Genomic DNA, 14,715 nt, shown 5'->3' on the forward strand with positions numbered 1-14,715 from the left:
AGCGCTTATGGTATCTATTTTACCTCAAAAGCTATGATATTATCTATACTCTGCTAAAATTATACTAAAATAGTAAAGTATAGATTTTATGATTGATTTCCAATATAGTTATACAGACTTATCTAATGAGTTTTATTCACAACAAAAAGTATACAGATATCCTAATGCAAAGTTACTGATTGTAAATGACTGTTTAGCCAAGGATTTGGGCTTAGATTTAGAAGGTAAATCAGCACAAGAGTTATTAAAAAATTTGTTAGGGTATAGTAGTATAAAGCCAATTTCACAAGCTTATGCTGGTCATCAGTTTGGTAATTTTACAATGTTAGGAGATGGTCGAGCTATCTTAATTGGTGAATATGAAAAACCAAATGGGGAGCTGGTTGATTTTCATCTAAAAGGAGCTGGCTTAACTAAGTTCTCTCGGGGTGGTGATGGTAAAGCAGCTTTAGCGCCAATGCTTAGAGAATATATAGTTAGTGAAGCTATGCATAATCTAGGCATACCTACTAGCCGAATTTTAGCTGTGATATCAACAGGTGAGAATATTCAAAGAAATAAATTACAACAAGGAGCAATAGTTCTTAGAGTTGCAAGTAGTCACATTAGAGTAGGTACTTTTCAGTATGCAGCTATGCTTGGGGAGAGTTATAGCCAAGAGTTATTAGACTATACGATTGTTAGACATAATATTCCATACGCTGATAATAAAGCTTTGAGCTTACTTGACTATGTCATTGATAAACAGACAACTTTAATAACACAATGGGAAAGAGTAGGTTTTATTCATGGGGTTATGAATACTGATAATATGACTATTTCAGGCGAAACTATTGACTATGGACCTTGTGCACTTATGGATACTTATGATCCTGATACTGTTTTTAGTTCAATAGATCGAGATGGAAGATATGCATTTGCTAATCAAGCATCAATTGCTGGCTGGAATATTGCAAGACTAGCAGAAAGTTTATTGAAACTTATTTCAACAGATGAGGATGAAGCTATTGAATTAGCTCAAGATAAACTGCAAAGTTATTCGGAAATTTATAAGCAAAAATGGAGACAAATGTTTCTTAGTAAAATAGGTTTTAGTATCAATAGTGAATATGATGATGAACTTATTTCCGGTTTGCTCACTGATATGTTTAAACATAAGTTAGATTATACAAATACGTTCTATAATCTAAGCTATAATAATTTTGATTACTTGCGGAATAAAGGCTTAAAAGATTGGTTAGATAAATATGTCAATTACGATATCAATTTTGAAAGTATGATGAAATCTAATCCAGTAATAATTCCGCGTAATCATCAAGTTGAAAAAGCACTTGAGTTTGCAGAAAATGGTAATTTTAGTATTCTTCAAAGTCTTGTGACAGCACTTGAAGCACCATATAAACTCAACGCGTTCACTAAGAAATATATGTCAGAGCCTTTAGAGCAAGAGAAAGTTAGATTTACTTTTTGTGGTACTTAAATAGTTTATTAAATATTAGCGTGTTAAGAAGCTTTGGTAGTTTTATCTACTATTACTGCTGTAGTCATGCTTCCATGTATATTTAGAGGTGTTCTAAAACTATCAATAAGAGCGTCTACACCTAGTATTAAACCAATAATTTCCCATGGTAAATTAAAATATGTAAATACGACGCCAGCGGCTACATACGCAGTGCCAGGAATACCAGAAACACCTAGTGAAGCAAACATGCAGATTAGAGATATAGTAAGTATTGTTGCAAAATTTATATCCATACCTGTTGCAGACATAGCCATAATTGCTAATATTGCAGGAAATACTCCTGCACAACCATTCATACCCATAGTGGTGCCCATAGTAGGTGCAAATGTAGAAATAGTCTCTGATAATCCATATCTGTTAAGACCATTTATAGATAGTGGTAGGGTACCCATACTTGATCTAGACGTAGCAGCTACAAGTAAAGCTCTCCATATACTTTTATAGAATTTTACTAAATTTGTACCGAATATCAGAAGCAATGCTATATGCATAAGTAAAACTATAAACATAGCTATATAACAAGCTAAAACAAAAGAAATAACTGCAGATATACTTCCTTTATCTAATTCAATACTCATTTGTATCATTAGTCCTAGCACTCCATAAGGTGTAGTTGCAATAACTAACTTTGCTAGTTTTTTGATTACAAAAAAAGCAGAATCAATAAAATTTATAAATGGATCAGCTAGCTTACTATCTTCACGATGAGCTATAAGCATTGAGAAACCAATTAATATAGCAAATATAACAACAGCAATAACATTATTTTTATCCATTTGTTGAAAAATATTATCTGGTAAGAAGCTTAGTATATTCTCAGATAGAGTGGCTGATTTTGCTTCTTTGGTTACTGCAGTCATTGAGCTAAGATCTATACCTTGACCAAGCTTCATTAAAATAGCAACTGTTGAGCCAATCGCAGCACTTATGCCAGTAAGAACAAGTAAAATTATGATTGTTTTTGTAGCAAGCTTTATTATATATGAGCTTTTATGGTTTCTTAGGTTTATTATTGAGTGAATAATTGATGTCAATACAATAGGGATAATTAACATTTTAAGTAAAGAGATATAACCATCACCTAAAATATTACTAATTTGTATGAAACTATTACTATAACTATTTGTCCAATTGTAAACAATGCCAATAATAATTCCTGTAACTAGTGCTAATATCGTTCTAAGGTTGAAGCTAACTTGCTTAACATGTAGATATATTAGAAGAGAGATTGATATTATAAGTAAAACCACCATATTTTTAACCTTATTATATAAAATTGTAGAGATGGATTTTAACATAGTTTACTAGATTGGTATACTACATACCTGGCATGAATTTTTCTTATCAAAAATTAATAACAATTGTCTATATTTGATAGATGTTTTTATTGTAAAAATAAAAAAAAGAAGCCTATAATTGATTACCTATAATTTTTACTTTATCAATTAATATGACAAAAACGCTTATGCATCAAGAAGCTAGTAGTAGTTTCGAAAAAGTTGCCAATCAACTTAAACTTAACAAAGATATCATTAAATCTATAGTCAAAACTCTTAAAGAAAAGAACATTAAAAGAGTTATTACTGTAGCAAGAGGAAGTTCTGATTGTGTGGCAAATTATGCAAAATATTTATTTGAGACTCAGTTAGGATTTAGTGTTTCTTCGCTACCACCTTCTGTAACGACTATTTATAATAAAAATATAGGCGATGAGCATACATTAGCTATAGGTATATCACAATCCGGTGGTAGCCCTGACTTGCGTCTAGCTCTTGAAGGTTGCAAGAAAGCAGGGTGTACTACACTAGCTATAGTCAACGTGGAAAAGTCACCTTTAGCAGACAGCGCAGATTTAGTCTTACCTGTGAGAGCTGATGCAGAAAATGCTGTTGCAGCAACCAAGAGTGTAATAACTTCATTAGTTGCACTAGTAAGTATTGTAGCTGAATATAATCAAGATCAAGCTCTTTTGGAAAGTTTGAATAGTCTCCCTGAAACACTGGAAACGAGTCTAAATTCTGATTGGACTCCAGCTATAGAAGAGCTTAAGAAAAGTAAAAACATGTTTGTCATCGGAAGAGGTTTTGGATTCCCGATAGTCCAAGAGATGGCTTTGAAATTCAAAGAAACATGTGGGATACATGCAGAAGCATTTAGTTCAGCCGAAGTATTACATGGTCCATTTGCTTTGATGAATCAGACTTTTACAACATTTACCATACTGCAACATGATGAGAGTGCTCAAGGTACACGTGATATAGTCAAGAGAATGACTGATTTAGGAGTTAGAACTGTTTTCGCTACAACAGATAATCAATCTGATGCAAAAGTTCATCTACATGTTAATGTAGCAACACATCCAATTCTTGAAACTGTAGTTATATTGCAAAAATTCTATTTGATGGTTAATGATCTAGCATTGTCGTTAGGTTATAATCCGGATAGTCCTAGTAATCTAAAAAAAGTTACCGAAACAGTTTAATTTAGGTATTTACTATAGTTTTATCTTTGAAGGAGAAAACAATGAAAGAAGCTAATAAGCTAAAGGTGTTTATGATTATATTTTTCTCAGCGATGGGTGGAATGTTATATGGTTATGACATCGGTATAATCGGAGGAGCTTTGCCTTTTATTAAATCTGAGTTAGGTATGACTGCTGCTCAAGAATCATTTTTAGGTGGTTCTGTGTTATTTGGAGGAGCTTTTGCAATTCTTATAGGTGGAGTATTAGCAGATATTTTTGGTAGAAAAAATATTATCACGGCATCTGGATTAATATTTGTAGTATCAGTATTTATGATTTACTTTGCTGAAAGTTATAATTTCTTACTTTTTTCGAGGTTAGTACAGGGTGTGGCTGTTGGTTTTATATCTATAACAGTTCCATTGTATTTAACAGAATCTGTGCCTAGCATGATTCGAGGATTAGCCGTTACATGTTTTCAGCTATTTCTCACAGCAGGTATATTAATATCTGTTGCTGTAAGTCTACTATTTATATCAACTGATCCTACAACTGGTTTAGAAACTGGTGATTGGAGAAATATGTTTCTTACAGCTTTAATCCCCGGCTTAATCGTATTCATAGGCGGTTTTCTTTTAATCAAGTCTCCTAGGTGGTTGATTATGAAAAATAGAGAACAAGAAGCAGAGAAGATTTTGACAGAAACAATAGGTGTAGATGCAGCAAAACAGCAAATGCAAGAAGTTAAGGCTTTGATTGAAAAAACTAAGAATGAAGGTAGTTTATTATCAAGTCTTACTAAAAGACATTATTTGATGCCAATGCTTATAGTATTCTCTGTTGCTATTTTAGCTCAAATGACAGGAATTAATAGTATTTTGCAATATGCTCCAACAATGCTAAAAGAAACTGGTTTAGGTTCTGTATATGCTGCTGTAGTTGGTGGTGTTGCGATCACAGGTCTTAATTTTGTTACAACAATTATAGCAGTAGCTATAGCAGATAAAATTGAAAGAAAATTTGTAATTACTTTTGGGACCTTAATGGTTTCTATTGTTTTACTGACTCTCGCCGTGCTTATGTATACGATGCCTGATACTTCAGCAAAAGGTATAGTTTTGCTTATAGGATTTATTTTATATATATTCTTTTTTGCAATTGGTCCAGGAGCGTATATATGGGTTATTATGTCTGAACTTTTACCAACTAATATCAGAAGTAAAGGTTTAGCAGTGGCTCTATTCTTAAATAGTATGGCTTCTGCAATATTAGCTTCTTCAGTGATGCCTGTAACACAACATTTTAATGGAAATTATGGTGTGATTTTGGGTATATGCGGAGTATGTACTTTGGTGTATAGCTTTATAGCATTTAAATTTGTACCAAAAACAAATGGACGTACCCTAGAAGAAATCGAACAAGATTTCATTAAATAATTTTTTTACTCTATATTTCCTCTTATCTTTTATTTTCAATATATCAAATAGTTTAGATAATATCTCTAATAATTGTTATTATTTTAAATTAATTCAATTTGATATAAGGCATATATGAAAAAGAATTTAATAGCTGTATTACTTAGCTCTCAGTGTTTAATTGGTAGTGGATTTGCAACTGATTTTGATGTTCAAAAAATTCAAATAAAAAATATTAGTCAAAATAATCGTAATTTTGATATGAATATTGATGTCAAGATTAATCAAAATCAAACAGGAAATTGGCTTTTTGGTTTTTATATGCCGAGAACTTATAACTCATCTAAGGATGTAAATCCTAATCTTACTCTTAAGGTAATTGATTTAAGCACTAAAAAATCAGCAAATCTAAGTTATGTTAAAAAAGCAGACAATCTGACTACTATGCCGATCTATGCTGATGGTTATAGTAATTTGTTTAGAGCTACTACTGATTTTGAACTAGAGGCAGGGCATACATATAGATTTAATTTCAAGAATAATAACCTGTGGGTTCCCGGTAATATATCATCTCTTCCTCAAAGCTTCTTTTTGATTGACTCTAACGGTAATGTAATAACTTCCAATGCTAATCCAAATGCTTATATATCTAAAAATACTAAGGAAATCTCAAGCATTCAGGGCTATGATTCAGCTAATATTTATATAGAAATCCAAAAAAAATTACAATCATATATTGATAACTCAATTGCCAGTGATTCTTCAGAGTTTGCTAATCAATATCATCTGATACCAACTCCCCTAAGTATTAGTGATATTGGCTCAAAGCAAAATATAAATTTAGACAATGGAGCATATGTGGATGATTCTAATAGTAAGCAGAATATCAAATTGTTAAATCAATATTTTAAAACAGATAAGATTACAACTAATGACTTAAAAGTAGTTACTGATAAAAGTCATGCAAGTATTATTCTTGAAAAGATTTATCTATTAAAAATAAAGAAGGCTATATTTTAAAAATAATTGATAATAAGGTCTATATTAGATATCAGACAAATGCTGGTTTATTTTATGCTATCCAAACACTGAGAAACCTTTATCAAAAAGATAATGTTGGTAGTAAGAATATTACTAATATGTTGATACTTCCTCAAGTAATAATCAAAGATCAACCAAGATTTGAGTATAGAGGTATATTGTTAGATGTCGCTAGACATTACTTTAGTGTTCAGACAATAAAAACACTAATTGATGCTATGGCAAGCCAAAAACTAAATACTTTACATATTCATTTTTCTGATGATGAAGGTTTTAGACTAGTTTTAGATAGTGTTGATGTTAAAAGAGCCAGTACAAGAGGATATAATGACAACTCAATTATTCCGGCACAAATGTATCAACAAGCAAATTTAGATAAATCAAATTACTTTAGTCAGAAAATAAAAGATAGCGATATTATATCGCCTAATTACCCAACAGCTGCAACGATTTATGAGGGATATTATTCAAAAAAAGATATTCAAGAGATTATTAGTTATGCAAATGCTAGACAAATAACTATTATTCCTGAAATAGATCTACCAGGTCATGCTAAAGCATTAATTGATTCAGCACCAGATATATTTATTAATAAATCTGATAAAAGTGACTTTATAAGTGTACAAGGGTATTATGATGATGTTTTACCAGTGTGTTTATATAACCAGTCAAATACTCAAGGAGAAAAGTTTACAGCTAAGATTGATCAGATTGTAACTGAGATATATAAACTTTTTGATAACCAAAATACAGTATATTTTGAGCCGCAAATTAGTGTAGGTGGTGATGAAGTTTCTGCTGATGCTTGGATTAATGACTCGACATGTGAAAATCAAAAAGATTTAAATGCATTAGAAAAGTCGCATAATTTTTTCAAAGAGTTGCAACAAAATACAAATCTTAGAATATCTGGATGGCAACAAACTGTCCAAAATGATCCTAGTGGAAATTTAGCGGGAGGTATTGATAAAAACTCAATACCTTCCGATAAAACCGGATATATTTGGGTTTGGAGTGCATTTAGTAGCTCTGGATACAATGAAGCACAACAACTAGCAAAGGCTGGTTACTCTACAGTATTAGCATATGCTGACGATACATATTTTGATTTATCATATAATCCAGATTTTTGGGAGCCTGGTTTTTACTGGGCTACTGAATATGCAGATACTCATGCTGCTTTAAATAGTGCTTTAGATTCAAAAACTACAATTACAAGTTTATCAACAAAAGACGCTAAAAATATAAAGGGTCTAGAAGGAGCTCTGTGGTCAGAGAATATTAATAATGCTAATCATTTATGGTATATGGCATTTCCGAAAATGACTGGTTTGGCTGAGGCATCATGGGCAGATCCAAATATTACTGTCAAAGATAAAAAAATAAACTGGAATAGTTTAGTATATAGGCTAGGAACTGATAACACTAAATTTTTGGGATACATAGATAGAATTATTAACCCAAGTAATGATAAAAAGATTATCTCTTACAGGGGATATCCTGAAGGAGTCTCTCAAGAATTACCTCGGAAATAATGAGTATGACTAGGCTGGATTATCTATATCTATAAATTTTGTATCTAAAGTAAACTCTTGTTTAAGCAAATTAGCAATAGCCTTTACACCTTCTTTTTCTGTAGCGTGATGTCCTGCTGCGATATAGTTTATACCTAGTTCTCGAGCAGCATGAGTTGTTCTTTCAGAGATTTCTCCTGATATGAAAGTGTCAGCTCCTGCTTGATATGCATATTCAATATAGTCTTGTGCCCCACCAGTACAAATAGCTACTTTTTTATTTTGCTGTTTTGTAGAAATTACGGTTGGCTTTTTATCAAGTTTATTTTCTATTAAATTGCTAAAAGTATCTAAATCTAAATCACAGTTGCCTATCACTGAAATATCAGGCTTGGAACCTGTTTCAAAAAACTCTAGATTTGTAAGATTTAGTTTTTTTGCTAATAAGATATTATTACCTATTTTAGAATGTCCATCTAGAGGTAAGTGATAACCAAATAGGTGTATACCATTTTTTATAAGTTTTGAGATACGCTCATACTTCATACCTATGATAGGGTAATTTTCACCTTTCCAAAAATAACCATGATGTACAATAATGGCATCAGCATTCTCTTTTACAGCGTGGTCTATAAGTGCCTGACATGCTGTGACACCAGTGATAACCTTCTTGATATCTCTATCTCCTTGAATCTGTAGACCATTTGGGCAATAGTCTTTAAATTGAGCGATATCAAAGTAGTTATTTAAGTAATTTTCTAATTCTTTAAAGTTCATAGCTTATGAAAATTAATCTTTATGATGATATAATCTTACATTGTATACTTTTCGTGAAATTATTTAAAAATATAAATATAATTTTTTGGGTTCTTATATGAGTAAAACAAATGTTGTAAGAGTTGGAGATGTCTTAATTGGCGGAAATAATCCGGTTGTTGTCCAATCAATGACAGATACATATACTGCAGATATTGAAAAGACAGTTAAGCAAATTTTAGCTCTTCATAAAGCAGGTAGTGAGATAGTTAGAATTACCGTTAATGATGAGCCAGCTGCTGCCGCTGTGCCAGAGATTGTTAAAGAGTTGGCAAAGCATGATTGCCATGTACCTTTGGTTGGTGATTTTCACTATAATGGTCATACTCTACTTAGTAAATATCCAGAGTGTGCAAAGGCACTAGCAAAATATCGTATAAATCCAGGTAATGTGGGTTTTGGTAAAAAGAAAGATACTCAGTTTGCAGAGATTATCAAAATTGCCATTGCAAATGATAAGCCTGTTCGTATTGGAGTTAACTGGGGAAGTTTAGATCAGGCATTATTAGCCAGACTAATTGATGAGAATAATCTTCAAGAAAATCCGTTAACATTGCAGCAAATAATGCACAAAGCGCTTATTACTTCAGCATTAGAGAGCGCAAAATATGCGCAAGATCTTGGCTTAGCAAAAGATAAAATCATTATTTCATGTAAAGTTAGTGAAGTTCAAGACTTAGTAGCGGTGTATCAAAAACTTGCTAAAGAGTGTGACTATGCTCTACACTTAGGTTTAACTGAGGCTGGTATGGGCACAAAAGGTATTGTTGCTAGTGCTGTTAGCTTGGGGATATTATTACAACAGGGTATAGGTAACACTATACGTGTATCATTGACTCCAGCACCAAATGCTCCACGTACAGAAGAGGTTAGAGTTTGTCGAGAGATTTTACAAAACCTTGGTATGCGAACATTCACGCCAAGTGTGACATCTTGTCCGAGCTGTGGAAGAACTACTAGCTCATTTTTTAGAGAGCTAACTAGTACGGTCAAAGAGCATTTAGATGAAAAAATGCATACTTGGAAAGACCAATATCATGGAGTTGAAGCTATGAAAGTAGCTGTGATGGGTTGTGTAGTAAATGGACCAGGTGAGTCAAAAAATGCAGATATTGGTATTAGTTTGCCGTGCAGTGGAGAGTCTCCTGTAGCACCAGTATTTATAGATGGTAAAAAAGCTCATACTCTTAGAGGTGATAATATCTCAAAAGAGTTCATAGAGATTGTCGAGAATTATGTTAAAAATCGTTACGCTAAAAAATAGGTAAGTTTAAGAGGATGTCAGTAGTTTTTGTAAATACGCCTTTTGCTAGACTTAAACTAGGTTATACAAATAATACTCAAGGCTTTAGTAAAGATAAATATGCTAAATTTAATCTAGCAAATAATGTTGGTGATAAGCATTTAGCTGTAGAAAAAAATCGTAATTCATTTAGATCGTACATCAATGCTGATATTAAATGGTTAAGACAAAATCATACAAATATTGTCACATATTTTGAAGAATATAGTGGTGAATTTTGTGATGCTATAGTTACAGATAAGCCTAAGCAGGCTTGTGTAGTTTTGACAGCAGATTGCCTACCTATAATACTTTTTGATAAAAAGATGACAAAAGTAGCTGCTATTCACGCTGGTTGGAGAGGTTTGTTGCAAGGAATATTAGAGCAGACTCTCAAAGAGTTTGTTGGCTTAGATCTAGTAGCTTGGTTTGGTCCTTGTATATCTGGAAATTTCTATGAAGTTGGTTGTGATGTTCATGATAAATTTGTAGAGCAGCATGAGGCATATGGACAAGCATTTCGCTCAAAAAGTGAAGATAAATATCTTTTTGATATGAAAATGGTAGCTCGACAAATATTAAATGATAATCACTGTTTTGATATAGTCGACTCTGGTTTATGTACTTACAGTAACAAAAGATTTTACTCTTATCGCAAAGAGGGTATTACAGGTAGACAAGCTACATTTGTATGGTTTGAATGAATTTAAATATATCTAATGGGGATAAAATGTCTGAAAAATTACAAGTTTTAAAAAGGTTGATGAAAGAGAAAGGCTATGATTTTTATCTAGTTCCATCTATAGATGATCATAATAATGAATATGTTCCAGAATGCTGGCAGTACCGTAGTTGGATTAGTGGCTTTGATGGCTCAGCAGGAGATGTGCTTGTAGGCTTAGATAGGTCTTATCTTTCTACAGATGGTAGGTACTTCACTCAAGCAGATTTTCAACTTGATAAAAATGAATTTGAACTATTGAAGCAAACAACTTTTTCTTCAAAAATAGAAGAGTGGCTTGAAGAAAATTTAGCTGGTAAAACACTTGCGATAGATCCAAAAAAAATAGGTATTGCTAGAGCGGAAAACTTATTATCAATAGCAAAAAAAGTAAATGGCAAAATTATCTTTGATAACAATAATTTAGTTGCTCAGGCTCAAAAAGAGCTTAATCAAGAAATAGCATTGCCTAAAGAGAAAATATTTGCTCATGAGATTCAATATTCTGGTCAATCTGTTGATTCAAAGTTGAGAAATCTTAGAACATATTTGAAATCTATCAAAGCTGAGTGTTTGATAGAAACAAGCTTAGACTCAATTATGTGGACTTTAAACATAAGAGGTAGAGATATCAAAAATACGCCATTAGCAATTTGTTATATGGTGGTTACAGTTGAAAGTACTTTCTTGTATATTGATAAAGATAAAGTCACGGAAGATGTTCTGAGTGATTTTGAGCAAAACAATATTATTGTTCTGGATTATAAAGAGTTTTTTACAGATTTGAAAAAGTTTGCTGCAAAGTTTGTTATTGATAGTAATATTGCAAGCTATGCTGTTAAATTAGCAATCAAAGAAAATGAGCATAGTAAACTTATCGAAGATACTAGCCCAATAATTTTAAGCAAAGCTCTTAAAAATTCTGTGGAAATAAATGGATCAAAAGATGCTCATAAAAAGGATGCTGCAGCATTTATTTCGTGGTGGCATTGGATGGAGAACAACTATCAAGGGATAGATGAACTTGATGCGATGGCAAAGCTCAAAGAGTTTCGTGCTAAGCAAAAGGGTTATGTTGAAGATAGTTTCTCATATATTGTTGGTCATGCTGCTAATGGTGCGATTATTCATTATTCAGCTAAGAGAGATGCAAATCTAAAGAAAATTGATGATCAAGCACCTCTACTATGTGATTCTGGGGGTCAGTACAAAGAAGGAACAACTGATATTACTCGTGTACTTCACTTTGGTAGGCCATCTAATGAACATAGAAGATACTATACATTAGTTTTAAAAGGTCATCTTGGTTTAGGCAGGGCAGTCTTTCCAAAAGGAACTACAGGATCTCACTTAGATGTATTAGCTCGTGAGCATTTATGGCATTTCTGTTCAGATTATGCTCATGGTACAGGTCATGGAGTTGGTAGTTTCTTAGGTGTGCATGAAGGTCCTCAACGCATAAACTCAGCATCAAAAGTTGAGCTAATGCCCGGTATGATTCTAAGCAATGAACCGGGAGCATATTTTCCAGGTCAGTTTGGTATTAGAATTGAAAACTTATGTTATGTAAAGCAACGCAATCAAGATTCTCCTACAGGGCATGGACCTTTTTATTGTTTTGAGGATTTGACATTAGTACCTTATGAATATAATTTGATTGAAACATGGATGCTAACTTATACCGAGAAAAAAACTATAAACAATTACTATAGTAGAATTAGAAAAGAAGTATTACCATTAATCGAAGATCAAGAAGTCAAAGATTTCTTATTATTCAAGACAAGACATATTAAATAGCTGAATAATTTTTTATTTCTAATATTTTTCAATTAATATAGATGAAAATTTCTAGTGATATTTTTGTGATAAAAAATAGGTAAACATGGCAGCAAAAAAGAAAAACTCTAACAAAGACAATAAGAAGTCAATTAGCTATGTAAAGATAGTATTATTTTTGGTATTAACTATTAGTGGAGGTTTTTCAGGACTTCTATTTGATAAGTTTGATATTAAAAATAAGTTTATAGATTTACGTTATAAAATATATAACTATTTTACTAGCGAGCCACTAAAGCAATATACTGCTAAAGATAATCAAAATATAATTGCAAAATTCTTTTCTGAAAGTGATAGTGCAAAAGATCAACAACAGCAAATAAATCAATTCGAGAATCTAAAACAGTATCCACCTGTTAGAATACTGCCTGCAGTGACTGATTATTGCCATGGATTTTTGGCTTATGGTAATCCTAGTTATGATATTAAAGAAGGGTTAGGACAATCAAATCTCTACCTATGTCGTGATGGTTATGTTGTTGGCTATAATTATCAAACTAAAGAGGCAAGCTGGGTAGCATTTAAGCTTACAAAGTCAAAAGTCGCTAATAAACTAAAAAGAGATGATAAATTTAAAGAGGATGGAGATATACCTTTTGTTTATCGAGCTACATTAGATGATTATTATCGTTCTGGTTATGATAGAGGACATTTGGCATCTTATGCTTCAATGGACTTTAGTAAAAAATCTGCTGATGAATCGTTTTTATTATCAAATATGTCTCCTCAAAAAGCCGGATTAAACAGGCAAGGTTGGGAGAGATTGGAAACAGATGAGCGAATTTGGGCAAATATGTATGATTCAATCTATGTATATACAGGTCCTATATATAAGAAACAGAAGATACATAAAACAATAGGTGATAATAAGATAGCGGTGCCGGATTACTTCTTTAAGATAATATATGTACCTTCTAAAAATCAAGCCATAGCTTTTGTAATGCCTAATGCAAGAGTTGAGAAGACAAAGATTGCAAATTATAGAGTATCAATCAAAGACATTGAACAACGAACTGGATTATATTTCTTGACTAATATTCAAGATAGGGATTCCGTTGTAAATAATGTCTCTTCTATGTGGCGTACATCTTATTTATAGCTATTATTTAATAGACTATCTGCAATGAGCTTAGATGCTTGCTGAATAATTTTTTCATTACTTGGAGCTTTTACATCACTAGGATTTGTATATAAAACACTTAGAGCAAAAGGTTGTTTATCCTGTGGCCAAATTATCGCTACATCATTGCTAGCTGCATACTCTCCACAAGTTCCTGTCTTATCACCAATTATCCAATTTTTAGGCATACTGTAAGCTATTCTATTTGCACCAGTATTATTTTTTTGTAAATATCCTATAAAAATTTCACGATGTTTTTTATCTAAAATATTACCAAATGCTAGATTATAGATGTCTTGAGTTATAGCTTTAGGTGTTGTTTTGTTGATATTGCTATCTGGTTTTGTGTGGTTGATTTTAGGCTCATCATTCTTGATAATAGTATCTTTATCTCCAAGCTTTGCTACTAATTTATTAAGGTTTTCCAAGCCCCCAATCTCTCTAACAAGGATATTAGCAGCAGGATTATCACTCAGAATAGCTGCGTAATTGAGTTGTGATATTGTCAAAGTTTTACCAATATTTTTGCCTGTTACTGGAGCATAACCTAGAGTACCAATATCATCTTGTGTTATTAGAATTTGTTTATCTAAAAAACCTTTGTGTTGCATATCATATTCTAGAACTGCACCGACTAATAGAAATTTAAAAACACTACAAATTGGGAAGTGATAATTTTCATTGTAGCTGATATTAGTTTTATCATCTGTATTGACGGTGTATATACCGAGTTTGCCATGATGTTTATCTTCCAAATTCTTAAAAGAGTCATCTAGAGTAGTATTTGCTAGTAAAAATGTTGGAACTAAGGATAAAGATGTAAATAGTAGGCGTTTCATTTGAGTTTAACATATTGTCATGAACCAATAAGTTAGAGTTTATAGAAGAGTTGTATTAAACAAAAATTTTATATAGCAGGTATTTATCTTTTTTTAAAGTCGGACAAGGAATATCTAAATATTTATAACATATCCTTTACAGGAG

The 14,715-nt window shown here is 32.1% G+C and carries 11 protein-coding genes and 1 pseudogene; 9 read left to right on the forward strand and 3 right to left on the reverse strand.

Annotated elements, in window-relative coordinates; translation table 11 throughout:
* Positions 1–88 precede the first annotated feature (88 nt).
* Positions 89–1,480, forward strand: a complete 1,392-nt coding sequence (locus F0R75_RS02885) for a protein adenylyltransferase SelO (RefSeq protein WP_149368410.1) — start codon at positions 89–91, stop codon at positions 1,478–1,480.
* 23 nt (positions 1,481–1,503) lie between these two features.
* Here F0R75_RS02885 and F0R75_RS02890 read toward each other — a convergent pair whose 3' ends face one another.
* Positions 1,504–2,775, reverse strand: a complete 1,272-nt coding sequence (locus tag F0R75_RS02890; RefSeq protein WP_149368409.1) for a dicarboxylate/amino acid:cation symporter — start codon at positions 2,773–2,775, stop codon at positions 1,504–1,506.
* Positions 2,776–2,972: 197 nt separating this feature from the next.
* Here F0R75_RS02890 and F0R75_RS02895 point away from each other — a divergent pair, with 197 nt between their 5' ends.
* From F0R75_RS02895 to F0R75_RS10210, 4 genes and pseudogenes are all read left to right on the forward strand, one after another.
* Entirely contained in the window at positions 2,973–4,004 is a 1,032-nt protein-coding gene (locus tag F0R75_RS02895; protein ID WP_146422040.1) for an SIS domain-containing protein, read from the forward strand.
* Between the two features lie 41 nt (positions 4,005–4,045).
* On the forward strand, positions 4,046–5,422 hold the full coding sequence (locus tag F0R75_RS02900) for a sugar porter family MFS transporter (protein ID WP_146422041.1): 1,377 nt from the start codon (positions 4,046–4,048) through the stop codon (positions 5,420–5,422).
* A 114-nt stretch (positions 5,423–5,536) separates the two neighbouring features.
* Entirely contained in the window at positions 5,537–6,421 is an 885-nt protein-coding gene (locus F0R75_RS10205) for a hypothetical protein (protein WP_246145972.1), read from the forward strand.
* Positions 6,422–6,444: 23 nt separating this feature from the next.
* A pseudogene (locus tag F0R75_RS10210) lies at positions 6,445–7,734 on the forward strand (family 20 glycosylhydrolase); the annotation flags it as partial.
* Between the two features lie 252 nt (positions 7,735–7,986).
* Here the strand turns inward: F0R75_RS10210 and F0R75_RS02910 are convergent.
* Complete coding sequence (locus tag F0R75_RS02910; protein ID WP_149368407.1) at positions 7,987–8,733, reverse strand: Nif3-like dinuclear metal center hexameric protein; 747 nt, start codon at positions 8,731–8,733, stop codon at positions 7,987–7,989.
* Positions 8,734–8,830: 97 nt separating this feature from the next.
* Between F0R75_RS02910 and ispG the strand changes: the two genes are divergently transcribed.
* From ispG to F0R75_RS02930, 4 genes are all read left to right on the forward strand, one after another.
* A complete protein-coding gene (gene ispG / locus F0R75_RS02915) occupies positions 8,831–10,036 on the forward strand; it encodes a flavodoxin-dependent (E)-4-hydroxy-3-methylbut-2-enyl-diphosphate synthase (protein WP_149377194.1) in 1,206 nt (401 codons plus the stop codon).
* Positions 10,037–10,050: 14 nt separating this feature from the next.
* A complete protein-coding gene (pgeF, locus tag F0R75_RS02920) occupies positions 10,051–10,758 on the forward strand; it encodes a peptidoglycan editing factor PgeF (RefSeq protein ID WP_149368405.1) in 708 nt (235 codons plus the stop codon).
* Between the two features lie 26 nt (positions 10,759–10,784).
* Positions 10,785–12,572 carry an aminopeptidase P family protein gene (locus tag F0R75_RS02925; RefSeq protein ID WP_187986011.1) on the forward strand — a complete coding sequence of 596 codons (1,788 nt, stop codon included), beginning with the start codon at positions 10,785–10,787 and terminating at the stop codon, positions 12,570–12,572.
* An 85-nt stretch (positions 12,573–12,657) separates the two neighbouring features.
* The gene (locus F0R75_RS02930) at positions 12,658–13,710 is read left to right on the forward strand and encodes a DNA/RNA non-specific endonuclease (RefSeq protein ID WP_149368403.1); all 1,053 of its coding nucleotides are present in this window, start codon (positions 12,658–12,660) and stop codon (positions 13,708–13,710) included.
* On the opposite strand, the gene bla is transcribed toward F0R75_RS02930, so the two are convergent.
* Positions 13,701–14,570, reverse strand: coding sequence for a class A beta-lactamase (bla, locus tag F0R75_RS02935; RefSeq protein WP_149368402.1), 870 nt, complete (start codon positions 14,568–14,570; stop codon positions 13,701–13,703). The two genes, F0R75_RS02930 and bla, sit on opposite strands and share 10 nt — an antisense overlap.
* Positions 14,571–14,715 lie beyond the last annotated feature (145 nt).

It is taken from the genome of Francisella marina, assembly GCF_008369785.1.
Classification (GTDB): Bacteria; Pseudomonadota; Gammaproteobacteria; order Francisellales; family Francisellaceae; genus Francisella; species Francisella salimarina.

Coding starts and splice junctions, on each gene's coding strand:
- F0R75_RS02900 (WP_146422041.1), top strand. CDS start 4,046: ATGAAAGAAGCTAATAAGCTAAAGGTGTTTATGATTATATTTTTCTCA.
- F0R75_RS02930 (WP_149368403.1), top strand. CDS start 12,658: ATGGCAGCAAAAAAGAAAAACTCTAACAAAGACAATAAGAAGTCAATT.
- pgeF (WP_149368405.1), top strand. CDS start 10,051: ATGTCAGTAGTTTTTGTAAATACGCCTTTTGCTAGACTTAAACTAGGT.
- F0R75_RS02925 (WP_187986011.1), top strand. CDS start 10,785: ATGTCTGAAAAATTACAAGTTTTAAAAAGGTTGATGAAAGAGAAAGGC.
- F0R75_RS02910 (WP_149368407.1), bottom strand. CDS start 8,733: ATGAACTTTAAAGAATTAGAAAATTACTTAAATAACTACTTTGATATC.
- F0R75_RS02885 (WP_149368410.1), top strand. CDS start 89: ATGATTGATTTCCAATATAGTTATACAGACTTATCTAATGAGTTTTAT.
- F0R75_RS02895 (WP_146422040.1), top strand. CDS start 2,973: ATGACAAAAACGCTTATGCATCAAGAAGCTAGTAGTAGTTTCGAAAAA.
- bla (WP_149368402.1), bottom strand. CDS start 14,570: ATGAAACGCCTACTATTTACATCTTTATCCTTAGTTCCAACATTTTTA.
- ispG (WP_149377194.1), top strand. CDS start 8,831: ATGAGTAAAACAAATGTTGTAAGAGTTGGAGATGTCTTAATTGGCGGA.
- F0R75_RS10205 (WP_246145972.1), top strand. CDS start 5,537: ATGAAAAAGAATTTAATAGCTGTATTACTTAGCTCTCAGTGTTTAATT.
- F0R75_RS02890 (WP_149368409.1), bottom strand. CDS start 2,775: ATGGTGGTTTTACTTATAATATCAATCTCTCTTCTAATATATCTACAT.